11 protein-coding genes are annotated in these 16,817 nt (G+C 62.3%); 9 read left to right on the top strand and 2 right to left on the bottom strand.

The genetic code is table 11. From position 1 onward, the window contains the following. Positions 1 to 82 precede the first annotated feature (82 nt). The 5 genes from HNQ71_RS11485 to HNQ71_RS11465 all read left to right on the top strand — a co-directional run bounded on the left by HNQ71_RS11485 (position 83) and on the right by HNQ71_RS11465 (position 6,743). Positions 83 to 1,978: an ABC transporter ATP-binding protein gene (locus HNQ71_RS11485; RefSeq protein ID WP_184872689.1), complete on the top strand. Its 1,896-nt coding sequence runs from the start codon at positions 83 to 85 to the stop codon at positions 1,976 to 1,978. Continuing rightward, positions 1,975 to 3,873, top strand: coding sequence for an ABC transporter substrate-binding protein (locus tag HNQ71_RS11480; RefSeq protein ID WP_184872688.1), 1,899 nt, complete (start codon positions 1,975 to 1,977; stop codon positions 3,871 to 3,873). The genes HNQ71_RS11485 and HNQ71_RS11480 overlap by 4 nt, the downstream gene beginning before the upstream one ends. Before the next feature lie 2 nt (positions 3,874 to 3,875). Further along, complete coding sequence (locus HNQ71_RS11475; RefSeq protein WP_184872687.1) at positions 3,876 to 4,874, top strand: ABC transporter permease subunit; 999 nt, start codon at positions 3,876 to 3,878, stop codon at positions 4,872 to 4,874. After that, a complete protein-coding gene (locus HNQ71_RS11470; RefSeq protein WP_184872686.1) occupies positions 4,871 to 6,052 on the top strand; it encodes an ABC transporter permease in 1,182 nt (393 codons plus the stop codon). The genes HNQ71_RS11475 and HNQ71_RS11470 overlap by 4 nt, the downstream gene beginning before the upstream one ends. 211 nt (positions 6,053 to 6,263) lie before the next feature. After that, positions 6,264 to 6,743 carry a class I SAM-dependent methyltransferase gene (locus tag HNQ71_RS11465; RefSeq protein ID WP_184872685.1) on the top strand — a complete coding sequence of 160 codons (480 nt, stop codon included), beginning with the start codon at positions 6,264 to 6,266 and terminating at the stop codon, positions 6,741 to 6,743. Between the two features lie 248 nt (positions 6,744 to 6,991). On the opposite strand, the gene HNQ71_RS11460 is transcribed toward HNQ71_RS11465, so the two are convergent. After that, positions 6,992 to 8,407, bottom strand: coding sequence for an adenylate/guanylate cyclase domain-containing protein (locus tag HNQ71_RS11460; protein ID WP_184872684.1), 1,416 nt, complete (start codon positions 8,405 to 8,407; stop codon positions 6,992 to 6,994). Between the two features lie 189 nt (positions 8,408 to 8,596). Here HNQ71_RS11460 and HNQ71_RS11455 point away from each other — a divergent pair, with 189 nt between their 5' ends. The 3 genes from HNQ71_RS11455 to HNQ71_RS11445 all read left to right on the top strand — a co-directional run bounded on the left by HNQ71_RS11455 (position 8,597) and on the right by HNQ71_RS11445 (position 11,487). After that, positions 8,597 to 9,421 (top strand): hypothetical protein, encoded by an 825-nt coding sequence (locus HNQ71_RS11455; RefSeq protein WP_184872683.1) that lies wholly within the window; start codon positions 8,597 to 8,599, stop codon positions 9,419 to 9,421. Positions 9,422 to 9,495: 74 nt separating this feature from the next. After that, positions 9,496 to 10,020, top strand: coding sequence for a GNAT family N-acetyltransferase (locus HNQ71_RS11450; RefSeq protein WP_184872682.1), 525 nt, complete (start codon positions 9,496 to 9,498; stop codon positions 10,018 to 10,020). An 81-nt stretch (positions 10,021 to 10,101) separates the two neighbouring features. Beyond that, a complete protein-coding gene (locus HNQ71_RS11445; protein ID WP_184872681.1) occupies positions 10,102 to 11,487 on the top strand; it encodes a hypothetical protein in 1,386 nt (461 codons plus the stop codon). A 14-nt stretch (positions 11,488 to 11,501) separates the two neighbouring features. Here the strand turns inward: HNQ71_RS11445 and HNQ71_RS11440 are convergent, their stop codons facing one another. Beyond that, a complete protein-coding gene (locus HNQ71_RS11440) occupies positions 11,502 to 13,271 on the bottom strand; it encodes an adenylate/guanylate cyclase domain-containing protein (protein ID WP_184872680.1) in 1,770 nt (589 codons plus the stop codon). Between the two features lie 240 nt (positions 13,272 to 13,511). Here HNQ71_RS11440 and HNQ71_RS11435 point away from each other — a divergent pair, with 240 nt between their 5' ends. Then, positions 13,512 to 16,811 carry an ATP-binding protein gene (locus HNQ71_RS11435; RefSeq protein WP_184872679.1) on the top strand — a complete coding sequence of 1,100 codons (3,300 nt, stop codon included), beginning with the start codon at positions 13,512 to 13,514 and terminating at the stop codon, positions 16,809 to 16,811. Positions 16,812 to 16,817 lie beyond the last annotated feature (6 nt).

Here is a 16,817-nt window from a genome sequence, read left to right as displayed (position 1 = left end):
GCTGGCAATGCGCTAGTCTCGCTTTCTGGGCCTGCCGCCAGGCAGGCCGCCAGATTGGGGCTGGTGTGAGAATGAATTCGGTATGAATTCAGGTGTTGACCTGCTGCGGATCGAAGATGTTGGCATCTCGTTTGCCATTATCGGGGGGCCGTTGCATGCCGTCAGGCGTGCAAATCTTCGCGTCCTGCCCGGCAAGGTTACCGCGCTTGTGGGCGAGTCCGGTTCGGGAAAATCGGTTCTCAGCCAGGCCGTGATGGGCATTCTGCCGAAGACTGCCCATGTTCGCGGCCGCATCCTGTTTTCCGATCCTGAAAAGCCCGGCACGACGCAGGATATCCTGCAGATGCCGCGTGACGGACCCGAAATCAGGGCGTTGAGAGGCAGCCGCATCGGCAAGATCTTCCAGGAGCCGATGACATCGCTGTCGCCGCTGCACACGATCGGCAACCAGGTCAGCGAATCCCTGCAGATTCATTCTCCCATGCCTCGGGCGGAGCGCAAGGCGCGGACCGAGGAAATGCTCAGCCTTGTCGGCTTTCCCAATCCCAAGCGCGCCTATGACATGTATCCGTTTGAACTTTCGGGAGGATTGCGTCAGCGCGCCATGATCGCCATGGCGCTCATCTGCCGGCCCGCCTTGTTGATCGCCGACGAGCCGACGACGGCGTTGGACGTCACCATCCAGGCGCAAATCCTGCAATTGCTGCGCGGGCTTCAGACCAAGCTGAACATGGCCATGCTGCTGATAACGCACGACCTCGGCGTGGTCGCCAATGTCGCCGACGAGGTGGTGGTCATCTACCATGGCGAGATCATGGAAGCGGGACCTGTCGAGGCGATATTCCGCCGGCCAGGTCACCCTTACCTGAAGGGCCTGATGGCGGCCGTTCCGCATTTCGACCTGAAGCCTGGCGAAAGGCTGAAGGCACTCCGCGAGGTGCCGGTGAATGTCGAGAACCTGCTCGGCAAGCAGACGGCGCCGGCATCGAAGGGGCCGGACGACATCCTGCTGTCGGTCAGGGATCTCACAAAGACTTTCACCATCCGCAAGTCCGGATGGTTCGGCGGGGATCACCAACCCTCTGTTCGCGCCGTGGACGGCGTGAGCTTCGATATCAGGCGGGGTGAGTGCCTGGGTCTGGTCGGCGAAAGCGGCTCCGGCAAGACCACCGTCAGCAAGATCCTTATGCGGGCCGTCACCCCTAGCGGCGGCTCTGTGATCTTCAACGGTCGCGAAGGACCGATCGACGTCCTCGAAGCCGAGGGAGACGCTTTGCGCATGCTGCGCGCGAAAATCCAGATGGTCTTCCAGGATCCGGTGTCGTCGCTCTCACCGCGCATGACGGTGGAGAACATCTTGAGCGAGCCGCTGGAAATCCATCGACGTGGCAATGCCGCGTCCCGACTCGCCATGGTCAAGAGCCTAATGCAGGCAATCGGGCTCGATCCGCGCTTCATCCAGCGTTATCCGCACAGTTTCTCCGGCGGGCAGCGTCAGCGTATCGGCATCGCGCGGGCATTGGCGCTGGGGCCTGAACTCCTGATCTGCGACGAGCCGGTTTCGGCGCTCGATGTCTCTGTCCAGGCGCAGATCCTGAACCTTCTGAAGGACCTGCAGAAGGAACTGGGCCTGACCTACCTGTTCATATCCCACAATTTGGCAGTGGTGGACTACATGGCCGACCGCATCGCGGTGATGTGCGGCGGGCGTATCGTCGAGCTTGCGCCGCGCGAAATTCTGCTTCGGAAACCGGTCCACCCCTACACACGTTCACTGGTCGCCGCAGTACCTTTCCCCGATCTCGACAGGCCGATGGATTTCAAGACGCTGAAGCTCAGCGGCGCTTCCGACACCAGCGCATGGGGACCGCAATTCCGCGACGAGGGCGAGGAGGATGTGCTGTCGCCGCTCGATCTTGGCGGCGGCCACCTCGTGCTGGCCCGACGTTCGGCCGATGTCAGCGAGCTACGCCATTGATCAGCCGGCGCACCGTCCTTGGCCTTATGGCTTCGGCATTTCTGCCGGTCACGTCGCGCGCCGGCGATCTGGAGCCGGAATTCCTTCAGCCGGAGCTGAAGGCCAGGGCGCTGCCGGCACTCGCCGAACGCCTGCCCAAGAACCCGCGCGCGATCAATCTCGCTGCGATGGGTCGGCAGCCGGGTCAGTATGGCGGCACGCTGCGAACGATCATCGGCAGCCAGAAAGATATCCGGATGATGACGATCTATGGATATGCTCGCCTGGTCGGCTACGACGAAAAGCTCAACATGCAAGCCGACATTCTCGAAAGTTTCGACGTAGCCGATGATCGCGTCTTCACTTTCAAGATTCGGGAAGGGCATAAATGGTCTGACGGCAGCCTTTTGACGCCGGAGGATTTTCGCTATTGCTGGGAAGATGTCTGGCTGAACGACGAGCTTTCGCAAGGCGGGCTCGCCCCGGCCCTGATGGCGGACGGCAAGCCGCCACGCTTCGAGATCGTCGATCCGTTGACGGTCCGCTACAGTTGGGATGCGCCCAATCCCGACTTCCTGCCCAAGCTCGCCGCTGCTGCGCCGCTATCGCTTGTTCTGCCGGCCGCCTACCTCAAGCAGTTCCACAAGAAATACCAGGACCCATTCCGGCTCGCCGGCCTGATGAAGGAGAACCGGGCCCGGAAATGGACGCTCCTGCATATCCGCATGTCGCGGCAATATCGCCCGGAGAACCCGGAACTGCCGACCCTCGATCCCTGGCAGAACCGGACCAAGCCGCCGGCTGAGCAGTTCGTTTTCGAGCGCAACCCATTCTTTCATCGAATAGACGAGAATGGCCGGCAACTGCCCTATGTCGATCGGATTGTCATGAACGTCAGCTCGTCGACGATCATTTCCGCCAAGACCGGTGCGGGCGAGAGCGACCTGCAAAGCCTGGGAATTGACTTCACCGATTACTCCTTCCTGAAGGATGCGGAGAAGCGCTACCCGGTGAAGATGCATCTGTGGAAACGCACACAGGGTTCGCGGCTGGCGCTGCTGCCCAATCTGAATTGTGCCGACCAGGTGTGGCGTGGCCTTTTTCGTGACGTGCGCGTGCGCCGCGCACTTTCGCTGGCTGTAGACAGGCGCGAGATCAATATGGCTGTGTTCTACGGGTTGGCGCAGGAAAGTGCCGATACGGTGCTGCCGGAAAGCCCGCTCTTCCGGCCGGAATTCGCCAAAGCCTGGGTCGCCCATGATCCCGATCAGGCCAATGCCCTGCTCGACGAGGCTGGGCTTCAGAAGCGTGGCGATGACGGGCTGCGGATACTTCCCGACGGACGCCCGGCGCAAATCATCGTGGAAACGGCCGGCGAAAGCACGCTGGAAACCGACGCGCTCGAACTCATCACCGATCACTGGCGCAAGATCGGCATCGCCCTGTTCATCCGGACTTCGCAGCGCGATATCTTCCGTAGCCGCGCGGTTGGCGGCCAGATCATGATGTCGATGTGGTCGGGCATCGACAACGGCGTGCCGACCCCCGATATGAACCCGTACCAGCTGGCCCCCACCATCGACGACCAGCTGCAATGGCCGCTCTGGGGTGCTCACTATTTGTCTCATGGCAAGATGGGTGAGGCGCCCGATCTTGCGCCTGTGGTCGAGTTGATGGCCTTACTCGCGCGCTGGAACGCATCGACCGAAAGCACGGAGCGCGCCGAAATCTGGACTTCAATGCTGTCGATCTACACCGATCAGGTGTTTTCGATCGGCACGGTGAACGGAACGCATCAGCCGGTTCTGGCGTCCTCGCGGCTGCGCAATCTGCCTGACAAGGCGCTCTACGGCTACGACCCGACTTCCTATTTCGGTGTCTATATGCCGGATACATTCTGGCTTGGAGAGTCCTGAGCGTGCTTCGATATCTTGTCTGGCGTATCGCTGTGATGGTTCCAACGCTGCTGATCATATCGGCGCTGGTCTTCACGATCATCGAACTTCCCCCAGGCGACTATTTCGACAGCTATGTTGCCGAGCTTCGGGCTCAGGGCGAAGCGGTGGATTCCGACCGCATAGAGATGATGCGCAAGGAATATGGTTTCGACAAGCCGGTGGTCGTTCGCTACTTCTACTGGGTCGGCGGGATGCTGCAGGGCGATTTCGGCTATTCCTTCGAATATGAGCTGCCGGTTCGCGATGTCGTCGGGGACCGAATGTGGCTGACCGTGCTGGTTTCCTTCGTCACGATCATCTTCACCTGGCTCATCGCCTTTCCGATCGGCATGTATTCCGCCACGCATCAATACAGCTGGGGCGATTACGGCCTGACTTTTTTCGGTCTTCTCGGCCTTGCCATTCCGAACTTCATGCTGGCGCTGATCCTGATGTATTTCGCCAACATCTGGTTCGGTACGTCCATCGGCCATCTCATGGACCAGCAATATCTCGGTGAGCCGATGAGTTGGGACAAGGCGAAGTCGATCCTCGCCCATCTCTGGATCCCAGTCTTGATCATCGGCACCGGGGGCACGGCAAGCATGATCCGGCGGCTGCGCGCCAATCTGCTCGATGAGCTACACAAGCAATATGTGGTGACCGCGCGCGCCAAAGGCCTTCATCCCTTCAAGGCGCTGGTCAAATATCCGCTGCGCATGGCGCTCAATTTCTTCATTTCCGACATCGGCTCTATCCTGCCGGCCATCATCTCCGGCGCCGAAATAACGGCGATCGTCCTGTCCTTGGAAACGACCGGGCCGATGCTGATCAAGGCGCTGCAAAGTCAGGACATGTATCTGGCAGGGTCGTTCCTGATGTTTCTCGCCTTCCTGACGGTCATCGGAGTGCTGATTTCCGACCTGGCGCTGGCGCTGCTTGATCCACGAATTCGTTTGCAGGGCGGTAGCACCAAATGAACACGCATTCGCCGCTGCCCGCTCCGGGTGCTCCACTGCAACACTACGTTTCCACCGCCCCCCTCGACCTGCAGTCGGTCGAGGCGATGACGCCGGAGCAGGCCAAGGTCTTCCAGGCGTCGCAGTTGCGGTTGATGTGGTGGAAATTCCGAAACCACCGGCTCGCCCTTGTATCCGGCATATTCCTGGCAGTGCTTTATTCCGGGATACTGATCTGCGAGTTCCTGGCGCCCTACAATCTGCACACGCGCAACATGGACTACATCTATGCGCCGCCGCAGCGGGTGCGCCTGTTCCACAACGGCGAGTTCGTCGGGCCGTTCGTCTATGGCCGCCAGATGACGCTGGATATGGACACGCTCAAGCGGAACTACATCGAGAACACGGATGATGTTCAGCGGCTGCGTTTCTTCTGCAGGGGCGACACTTACCGGTTCTGGGGCCTGATCGAAGGTGACAGGCATTTGGTCTGCCCTGCCGAAAACGGCCAGCTCTTCCTGGCCGGCACCGACAGGCTGGGGCGCGATGTGCTCTCGCGCATCATCTATGGCGCACGCATTTCGCTGACGATCGGCCTCGTCGGCATCAGTTTCAGCTTCCTGCTCGGCATCGTCATCGGCGGACTGGCCGGCTATCACGGCGGTATCTTCGACCTGATCGTTCAACGCATCATCGAAGTTCTGCAATCGATCCCCAGCATTCCGCTATGGCTGGCTCTGGCGGCGATCATGCCGATAACCTGGAGTCCGGCGGTGATCTATTTCGGCATCACCGTCATCCTCGGGCTGCTCGACTGGACCGGACTGGCGCGGGCAGTGCGTTCAAAACTTCTGGCCTTGCGCGAGGAGGATTACGTTCTGGCCGCGCAATTGATGGGCGCCAACAGCAGCCGCATCATCGGGCGGCACCTCATTCCCGGCTTCATGTCGCATCTGATCGCCACGGCGACGCTCTCCATACCCAGCATGATCCTGGGCGAGACGGCGCTGAGCTTCCTCGGGCTTGGCCTGAGGGCGCCGATAACCAGCTGGGGCATCCTGCTCACCGAGGCGCGCAGCGTCAACGTGATCGCGTTCTATCCTTGGCTGCTTTTGCCGATGCTCCCCGTCGTTCTCGTCATCATGGCGTTCAACTTCCTCGGCGATGGCTTGCGGGACGCCGCGGATCCCTACAAGTGAGATCGCTATTCCGTCGCGCGCCGTGCCGCCTGCTCCACCCCGGTATGATCCTTGCCGGCGGCCTGTCCGGTTCTTGCAATGTTCACCGTTCGCCTCTATACGCGGCGAAATTCGATCGGGGTTTAACACGTGCCCCCGGGTTTCAGCCGCGAACCGCCCTGGTCGCGGGCGTCGCCGATTTCTTGGACTGGTTCAGGACATACATTCGCATATGAGTCGCCTCGAGAGTTTCATCCGCAGGATGACCGCACAGCGCGACATTCTCGATCAAGTCTGCGTCGAGGTGGCGAAGATCGAGGGCCCCGTGCTCGAACTCGGTCTCGGCAATGGCCGGACGTTCCACCACCTGCGCGAGCGCCTGCCCGGACGCCGGATCGTGGCGTTCGACCGCGCACTTGCCGCACACGACAGCTCAATTCCCGACGCTGAAAACCTCGTGCTCGGCGAGATAAGCGAGACGGCGCCGAGGTTCATCGGCATCGACGCCGCTCTTGTCAATGCCGACCTCGGCACCGGCCACGAAGATCGCGATGTGGTGACCCTTAGCTGGCTTCCCGATCTGATCGCGCGCCTGCTTCGCGTCGGCGGCTTCGCGGTCAGCGGCATACCGCTCCATCACCCGCAGTTGCAACGCCTCCCACCGCCGCCTTCGGTGCCCACCGATCGTCTATTTGTCTATAGGCGTGTGTGAGTGGACGAGGCGACCCAAGCGCGTCGCGTTGAACCGGATTCAGCGCCGCGCTTTAAGTCTTTGTTTTTATGCATGTCGTTGCCCCAAAGCCGGGCCACTTTCGGGCGACATGCAGCAGAGCGGTTCGCCGTTTCACGGAGACGCCGAACCCGCTCTATCCCTTTGTTCTAACGCAATTCCCCAGGGAAAGCGCCACGCGCCTTTCCCAGGAAAACCGTTTCACACCTTCCTGGAATTGCTCCAAGTATTCACGGGATCGTATAGACTGCTATCTCCCGCTCAATGCCGCGCAGCGAGACCTCGTGGGGCACGGGCGTCAGCGCTTTCCTGTGCAACAGATCGGCGGTGAGATTGTCGTCGACCACCGCACGAGTGGCGAAGATCGCCTGTGCGGTGGCAAGGTTCTGGACCCGCGAAGCAATGTTGACCGTCTGGCCGAAATAGTCCTGTCGCTCGTTCATGGACACGGCGATGCAGGGGCCCGCATGGACCCCGATCTTGAGCAGCAGATCCTCGCGCCCGCTCTTGTCGTTGAGCGCACGCATGGCATCGCGCATCCTGAGGGCCGCGGCAATCGCACGATCGGGCGTCGCGAAGGTCGCCATCACCGCATCACCTATCGTCTTCACCACCGCGCCGGCCTCGGCCGCGACGATCTCGTGCAGAACCTGGAAATGCTCGCGTACGAGATCGAAGGCTGAAAGGTCGCCCACCCGCTCGTAGAGCGCGGTCGATCCGCGCAGGTCGGTGAACAGGAAGGTCAGGCTGGTGATCTTCAGGCGCTGGTCGATGTCGAGCGTGTCCGTGCGATAGAGATCGCGGAACGTCTGGTTGGTGAGCAGGCGCTTAGCGGTAAGGAAGGGCCGGCGTTTGCCCAGCAAATCATGCAATGCCTGGCCGGCGATGAAGACAGTCGGCAGCACGCGGGTGTCGGTCCTGTTTTCCAGCGAAATGCGCATCGGGCCCGGTTGCATCTCCAGCGTCTGGCTCTGGACATGGTCGCGGTCGAAGACCAACGAGAGGCTTCGGCGCTCCTTTGTTGGTTCGCCCTTCGCGTCGATGAACTGCGCTGAATGGGTGACCGGCTCGAAGACGATGATGAATTCGGACGGAAGCTGTATGAGCAGAAACGCCTTTTCACCGGGCGCAAGCTCGATATCCTCCAGCGAGAACGCTTCTATCTTTTTGGCGAAATCCTCTTCCGGCAGATCGACGCCGGACCCCCAGTAGATCTGGCGGAAATATTCCACCAACGGCAGTTCGTGTGGATTGTGGGCGGCAATCCTGCGCACGCGGGGACTGACGGTGAATGTCACCTCGACCATCTCGTCGAGGGTCGGCGAATAGCCCTCGGCGCACAGCGCGCAGGTGTATTCGTCCTTCTGAAGGGTTTTCAGCGTGGCGTTGGTGTCGAGCACGCCGCCACAGCCGGGGCACAGAACATTCCAGGAAATGTCGAAGATGCCCACCCGCGCCGCATGGAGAAAGGCGCCTATGGTGCGTTCCTCGTCGAGGCCATGCTTGCCGGCGAAGGCTGGCGCATTGATGCGGCAAAGTTCGCGGTCCTCGCCCTCCGCGATGGTTTGCTTGATCGCGTCGATTGCCAGCGGATCGACATCGGTCGATTGCCGCAGAAGCGAGAACAGATCCTGAGCTTCGTTCATCGTGCAGGCTCCGGAATATGCGCCCCCGAGGCGTGTTGACCGGACCGCTCTTTGGTCCGAGTCGCCATTTTACTGCGAAACGGACCGTACGGCCATTCGAATAGACAAGCCTGGTGACAGTCCAATTTCCATTCGCGGCAACCAGCACTATGATGGTCCATGGGGAATTCATCCTTGGGGCTCTCTCCCATGCCGACATCCGACAACCCGCCATTTCCGGCGGCCCTGCGCCTTTTCTCCGCAGGGGTTATCATCGTCCTGATCGTAGGCGCCGGCCTGTTTTTCGCGCCGGCACTGGTCAAGCCGCGCTGGCCCTGGCCCGTCACGCCATTCAGTGCCCGCTTCCTCGGCGGCTTCTACACCGCCGAAATGGCGGTGATGGCGGCGCTCTTGTTCTGGAATCGCTGGTCGCCCGGCAGGCTGGTGCTCGTCATGGCCTTCATCTTCACCGTCATCGTGTCGGCGGTTTCGTTGATCAATCTCGGCTATTTTAGTTTCGAGCGCAAAGCGGCCTGGCTCTGGTTCCTGGTCTATCTTGCCTCAGCTGCGGTATCCGGGCTGTTCCTGTGGCAGGCCAGGGCCCGTCCTTCAGCAAAAGGCGTGACCCTAAACCCCGCGTGGCGCGGCTACATGTTGGCGGAAACGGTGATCCTTGGGCTCTATGGCGTCGGCATGTTGCTGTTTCCCCTGATGGTCAGCAGCACCTGGCCATGGCCGGTCGATCCCTTCCACGCCCAGGTCTACAGCGCCATCTTCCTCGCCGGCGCTGGCGGCGTATATCTGGTCTGCAGAAGCGCGCCGCGCGAGGAACTGCTGGTGCTCGGCTTGGCGCAGTTTCTGGTTGGGCTGCTTGCCATACTTGGCCTCGTCATCACCGACGCTGCGGTGCACCGGATCGGCTGGACGGCGACCGGGACAGTGTGCTGGCTCGCCCTTTTTGGCTGGATCGGCATCAGCGGTGTCTTCAAACTCTACGCCGCCTCGCGGTATTTCAGCGTGCAATCGGCATCGTAGGTTGCAGAGACGGCTGGATTTTCAGGGGACGTCCGGTGCATCGTGCCGGGCTGATTGCCTTCGCCGGGAAAGCCATGACCAGCACGACCTCGCCATCCTCCGAGAAAATCCAGCCGCAACTCCGCGCTATCAGGCCAAGCGATGCGGAGGCGCTTTGCGCTATCTTCAACATGCCGGGCTTCCGCTGGGGCACGCTCAGGATGCCCTTCGAGATGGTGGAGCAGGTCGAGCGGCGCATCGCCAAGTCCGGCCAGGAAACCACCTGGATCGTTGCGGAGGTGGACGGCAAGGTCGTCGGCCACGGCAGCCTGGTCGTACAGGGGTCGCCGCGCCGGTCGCATATCGGCGAGATCAATATCGGCCTTGACGATGGCTTTGTCGGCAAGGGCATCGGCTCTGCCATACTTGGCGCCCTGCTTGACGTGGCCGACAACTGGCGCGCCCTGAAGCGGGTCGAGTTGACCGTCTATGCCGACAACGAACCGGCAGTCCGTCTCTACACAAGCCATGGCTTCGAGGTCGAAGGCCGGCATGTGAAGGCCGGTTTTACCGACGGGCAGTACCACGACCTGCTGAGCATGGCCCGGCTGCGGTTCTGAAATCCGCTGTTTGGCCATTCCCACAATTCGTGCAGACGGGTGTCCCTTGGCGTTTGCACCGCGAGCGGCTATTCGGGACCAATGACCGCCGTCTCTGACCCAACTGCTACGCCTTCGGCGGAAATTCTGGCTGTGCTGTCGCTGCTCTGCCCGGAAGTCGTGCGCGACATCGAGCAGAACTGGAATGCACCGGTTTCCGATTATGCCCGCCATCTGTGGCGGCCGGTGGCGAGGCCTGCATCGGCCCCGGCAATTGCTGCCCGCTCGATCCTGCGCGACGTCCTGCATCAGCGCCTTGGTGCGATCATGCAGCCGAAAGAGATCGGCAGGGCCCTCGAAGAGTTCGAGGACAGAGCGGTGATTCAGTCCGGCCTACACTGCCTGCTGCTGATGGACCGGATCACCTTCGATGCCTTTATGCTTGCCTGGCTCGGCGCGGTCGAAAACGGCCTGTCGTCCTTCGTCGGCTTCATGGGAACGACGATAACCATGGAGACGATCGGCAGGGAGGGGCCGGGATGGCTCGATGTCGGTGATGACAAGATCAACCTGTTTGGCATGGGGCGCCACAAACTGTGCCGCAAAAGCGCCTGCGTGGCCGGTCCCGTCTCTCTGAACACGCGCGCACTCGAGGCGGTGGGCGATGAAACGGATGCCAGCCGCTGGCTGGGCACACTGCTGGCCAGCCAGGACAAGGTGTTTGAAACCGCCGCCGATGCGCTGACCGCCCTCAACGAGGATCTGGTCGCCGATTGGGATCGTTCCGACATGGCCCGGCCGGTTTTCATCGATGATCGGCTCGCCGCGGCCGCCATGGCGCGGCATCTGGAAGATGACGGCAGCCTTCTTTCCAGGCTGCTCGTCGAGCCCGCAAGGCGTCAGCGTCTCGACCGTGCCTTGCAAGAGGCCGCATCGGGCCCATTTGGCAGATTCCTGCCCAATAGCACGGCCTATTTCTGGGGGATCCGCGAGGAGCGCGTGCGCAAGCTCGTGCTCGAGAACGGGCACCTGATCGAGCCTGACAGGCCGCATGGTCTTTCCATCCCGTTCGAGCGGCCGCATCTCAGGCAGGCGCTGCTGGACGGCGTGCTGCTGCCGAACCTGTTCCTGATGTTCCTTGTCCTTGCCATACTGCCGCGCGTGCGGGTTGTGGGTGGCCTGAGACAGATTGGTTATGTCGCGCTTTTCCACTCGATCCTGCTGGCAGCGCTAGACGAAGACGCGCCGGAGGAGCGCGATCTGGCCGCGGAGCTGCAGGTTCGGGAAAATGCCTGGGGCATGCGGGTCATCGATGAAAAGGTCTCGGTCCGCGAGCAACTTGCCAGCCTGCCGGAAGGGGCGCTTTTCCCGAACCTGCTCCGGCAGTACAGATTGCGCACCTTTGCCGAGACGACCGACGACCTGAAACTGGTTCGCGAAAACGCTCGATGGCGCAAGATCGGCCGGGCAGGCGTCAAGGCGACCTGACATGGCCGCACCTGTCATTGCACGACACCGGCCTTACGGAGCCCGTCCACCACGAGTTCGAAATCGGCAGGGTTCTTGTAGGGCAAGACCTTGCGACGGTATTCCAGGGAATAGTCGGGATTGAGGCGAAGCACCTCCTGCCATGCCGCGCGGGCCTCGGCGAAACGGCCGAGATGGCCGTAGCAGGCGGCCAGAAGCGCGCGCGAGACGTCGGTGACAGCGTTGCGAGCCAGCCGTTGCAGCAAGAGGTCGACGGCCTCTTCGTACCTTCCCAGTTGAAACTTGGCCAAAGCCTGGAAGTGCAGAAGCACATCGGGAAAGTACGGGTTCAAGGTCTTCCCCCGGGCGAAACTCTCGAGGGCCTCCTCGGGTCTGCCCGAATAGTACAGCGCCTCGCCGAGGATGACGTGTCCTTCGGCGAAGTTCGGATTGAGGACGATCGCCTGCTCGGCCTCATTGATGGCCCCATCTTGCCGTCGTGTGTACAGCTTGGCTATGGCCAGCGCCCAGTGCGCCCAGGGATCGCTGTCATCCAGCATTACCGCTCGTTCTGCGACTTCTTCCGCTTGCGCCATCGATTCCAGCGGCGAGGCACTCCACCTGTTCAGGTAATCGAGTCCGTGCGTGAGGGCGAGGAAAGCGTGGGCAGAGGCAAACGTCGGGTCCAGGTCGATGGCACGTTGCAAGACGTCGCGGGCTGCGACGTTGGTCTCCTTCGTCAGCCGGTGCCACAGCTCCCGGCCCCGCAGGAAACAGTCATACGCCTCCGCGTTGCGCGGGTGCTCGGGCGCCAGCCGCTGGCGGTCACCCTCAGTCAGATTGAGCGCCAGCGCACCGACGATCTGCTGTGTCACGTCGTCCTGCACGGCGAATATGTCGGTCAGCTCGCGATCGAACCGCTCCGCCCAAAGATGGCCGCCCGAGGTTGCATCGATGAGCTGCGCGGTGATGCGCACCCTGTTCCCCGACTTGCGTACGCTGCCCTCAAGCACATGCCGCACGCCGAGCTTCGTGCCCACCTCCTGCACATGGACGTTCTGGCCCTTGAAGGTGAACGACGAATTGCGCGCGATGACGAAGAGCTGCGAGAGTTTGGACAGCGCCGTGATGATGTCCTCGGAGATGCCGTCGGCGAAATAGTCCTGTTCGGCGTCACCGCTCATGTTGGCGAACGGCAGGACGGCGATCGACAGCTTCGGCGGCGCTGCCGTCGCCGGCCGGCCCGCGGTTTCCGAGGTCGCGACTGCCCTGGTCCCGGCGCTGCCGACTTGCAGCGAATAGACCCGGATCGGCTCGGCGATGTTCTTGAGCTGCGTGCTGCCCAGATCGCTGACCGAGAGGTCGAGCCTCGCCTTGACCTGGCGATAGGCATCCTCGGACAGGCAGATGGCACCGGGCGCCGCGACGCCCTCCAAACGCGAAGCGATGTTGACACCGTCGCCCATCAGGTCGCCGTCGCTTTCTTCGACGACATCCCCCAGATGGATACCGATCCTGAACTCGATGCGGCGGTCCTGGGGCACACCGGCATTGCGCTCGACCATGCCATTCTGAACCTCAACGGCGCAGCGCACGGCATCCACCACGCTGCGGAACTCAACGAGCGCCCCATCCCCGGTGCGTTTGATCACCCGCCCGTTGTGCACGGCGATGATGGGATCGATCAGGTCGCTGCGCAGGGCCCGCAACCTCGCCAAGGTACGATCTTCGTCCGCGCTCGCGAGCCGGCTGTATCCGACGACATCTGCAGCCAGGATTGCGGCCAGCTTGCGATTCTCGCTCATCGGTCCGTCTCCTCGTCCCCACAATAGCAGGAAGACGGAGGGTAAGAGGGAACTTTCGCAAACGACGGCTATGCAGCCGCCCGAATCGGCAGCCCTCCGCCCGGGATCCACACGGATCGCCCGATGCCGATTTGCGCTGCCGCTTGCTGGTCGACGCCTAACGGTTCATCCTTGTGAATACCCTGGTCGTGACCGTGCGTGGGGAATCACGCCGCCACGGCCCCTAGTGAGGTCTCGTCGATGGACTGCTCGGGCTGCGGTTTCGAGGTTGAGAGCGGATACGCTTTCTGTCCGAGGTGTGGCAAGCGCCAGCCCGTACCATGCGCCAGTTGCGGCTACCCCTGCGCACCTGATTTCGAGTTCTGTCCGAAATGCGGGGCAAGCGTCGGTGCGGCCGCAAAAGCTGTCGAACGGCCTGCTCCGACACCAAGCCGGACCATCGTGCCGCCTTCTCGAACGCCGTCGCTGCTTGCGAACATCGAAAGCGAAGATGGGTCGCAACCCGTCTCCGACGCCGATCGCCGGACGGTGACGGTCCTGTTTGCCGACCTTTGCGGGTTCACGACACTCAGCGAGCAGCTCGACCCGGAGGTCATGCAGGCGCTGCAGAACGAACTGTTCAAGGAATTGACAGCGGCCGTGCGAAACTTTGGCGGGTTCGTCGACAAATTCATCGGCGATGCACTGCTCGCTCTGTTCGGGGCGCCGGTCGCGCATGAGGACGATCCGGAACGTGCGCTTCGCGCCGCTCTCGACATGATCGCCCGGACGGCGCGCCTCGGTGAAAGCGCCCCCCACTCAGGCTCGCCCCTGTTGCTGCACATCGGCATAAACACCGGTCCGGTCGTCACTGGCGGATTGGGCATCGGCACCGCCAAATCCTATTCGGTGACCGGCGACACCGTGAATACGGCACAACGCCTGCAATCGCTGGCAGCACCGGGTGAGGTGCTGGTGGGCGAGCTCACTCACAGGCTGACCCGGCATGCCTTCTCCTACGAGCCGCTGGGTGATGTCGTGCTTCGCGGCAAGGCTGGCAGTGTGCTCGTCCATCGGCTGGATGCACCGCTTGCGGCACCGCGTGCGGCGCGTGGGCTCGAGGCGCTCGGCCTCAGCGCACCGATGATAGGCCGTGATGCGGAGCTGCACAGAATGCTGGCGGGCCTTGACCAGGCGTGCGGCGGCTCGGCCCAACTTGTCCGCCTCGTTGGAGAAGCCGGTATCGGGAAATCGCGGCTGGTGAAGGAGTTCGTCGCCCGCGTCGGCGACGAGGATCGTTTTCGCAACCTCGCCGTGCGGCAGGCCACGTGCTCACCGCTGGGCGAACGATCATTTGGCGCCTTGGGCGCAGTGGTGCGCAGCGCTGCCGGGATGATGCAGAACGACACTGGCGACGAAATGCGGGGCAAGCTCGCTGGCTTGTTGACCGATCTCGGCCTGCAGGGCGAGGAGGCGAAGCGGCTGATGCCCTTGCTCTACCATGTGCTTGGCCTTGGCGACCCCGATGCCACCCTGCAGCATGTCGAGCCCGAACAGTTGCGGCGGCAAATTCTCTACGCAGTCCGCACGATCATCGAACGGCGGCTTGCGTTGTCGCCTCTGTTGATCGTCGTCGAAGACCTACATTGGGCTGACGCCGTGTCGCTCGAGGCTCTGCGTTTCGTGATGGACAGGTTGGAACGCACGCGGCTGATGTTGCTGGTCACGCATCGTCCGGGGCCGGACAGCGGCCAGCTCGACTCAAGTCGGGTCAGTCACACAGCGCTCAGGCTTTCGCCGCTCAGCCATGATGAAGGGCGCAGCCTGTTGGCGGCGCTTTTCGGCGAAAGCTGGGTAAACTCCGCGGGAACGCTTGTCGACCAGATCCTCGAACGCGCGGGCGGCAACCCGCTTTTCTTGGAGGAGATCGTTCGAGGTCTTATCGATCGCGGTGTCCTGGTGCGCGAGGGCCAGCGATGGCGCAATGTGGCAGGCGAAGCCGCAACCGGCATTCCCGCCACCATCCAGGCAATGTTGCTTGCCCGCGTCGACCGGCTGCCCCAAGAGGTGCGCCGTTTGGCCCAGGAAGCCGCGGTGATCGGTCCGCGCTTCGATGCCTCACTTCTGAAAGCCGTGACAGCCGACCCCGGCCGGCTGGAAGCTGGCTGCGAACTGCTTTGCGATGCGGAAATCATCGAGGAAGTTGCCGGATCAGGCTCGGTCTCGTCGCAAAGCTACCGCTTTACGCAAACATTGCTGCAGGACGTGATCTACCAGAATCTGCTCCTGCAACGCCGGACCGACATCCACGGGCGGGTCGGTGCCGCCTTGGAGCAGCTGTGCGGCGCCAGACCGGAACGGCTCGAGGATTTGACCGTGCTCGGTCATCATTTCGCACAGAGCGTCGAGCGGGAGAAGGGCGCGCACTACCTGCAGGCGGCGGGCGATCGCGCTCGCATGATCTACGCCAACGACGACGCCCTTCGTTTCTACGAGCGGGCACTGACTGCGTTGGGCACGACCGGGCAAACACCGCTCAAACTGGCGATTGCAGAGCGCATTGCCGATTTGAGCGGCCCGGCAGGCCGCCGCGAGATCGCGCACCACCACTACGAGACGGTGTTGCAGGCCTACCGCGAGTCAGCCGATCGTGTCGCTTCGGCGCGCGTTTTGCGTAAGATCGGTCGGCTGCTCTGGGACGTCGGCAAGCGCGACAACGCAGAATCGCGCTATGCCGAAGCGGCAGCGCTCCTCGATGGAGCGGATGCCCCGATCGAACAGGCGCATCTGTGGCAAGAGCGTGGCCGGCAGGCGTTCCGTAGCGGAGATCACGCGCTCGCGGCAAAATGGGCGGATGCCGCGCTGGATTGCGTAGCCACGCTGACAACGGAGCATGTCTCCGAGGCCGGGCGTGATGCCACTCTTGTGACCGCCGAGGCCCTCAATACCAAGGCGGTCGCGCTGGCTCGCCTTGGGCGAAACCGTGAAGCCGTGGGTCAGGTCGAGCGTAGCATTGAATTGGCCGAAGCCGCCGGTCTGTTGGGCGCGGCCTGCCGCGGCTACACCAATCTCGGGGTGCTTTACACGACCATCGATCCGACACAGGCGATGGCGGTCTGCCGGCGCGGTCTTGAAGTGGCGCGCCATATTGGCGATCTGGGTTTCCAGGCGCGCCTCCTCGCCAATCTGGCGGTCGCTTGTTGTACTTTCACGGATCGCTGTCCAACGGAGGGCGTCCCTGCTGCCGAGAAGGCCATCGAGATCGACCGCGCGCTCGACCAGCGCGAGCACCTGCCGGTGCCGTTGATCGTGCTTGGGCAGATCCACCAGTGCAACGGCCGTCCGGAGCTGGCGGTCGGCTTGTTCCACGAAGCCCTGGACGTAGCCCACGAAACGGGCGAACCCCAACTGCTGTTTCCGTGCTATGATGGTCTTGCAACGCTTAACCTCGACCTCGACAATCTGGCCGAGGCCGAGCGCTACTTTTCCCTGGCGCAGGATATATGCGCCCAGCACGGGCTCGACCCGGAAGCGCTTGTGGTGCTGCCTTTTCTCGATTAGCCGGGT

Source organism: Mesorhizobium sangaii, from assembly GCF_014207355.1.
Classification (GTDB): Bacteria; Pseudomonadota; Alphaproteobacteria; order Rhizobiales; family Rhizobiaceae; genus Mesorhizobium; species Mesorhizobium sangaii.
This window is presented reverse-complemented; position numbering and strand designations above follow the sequence as displayed.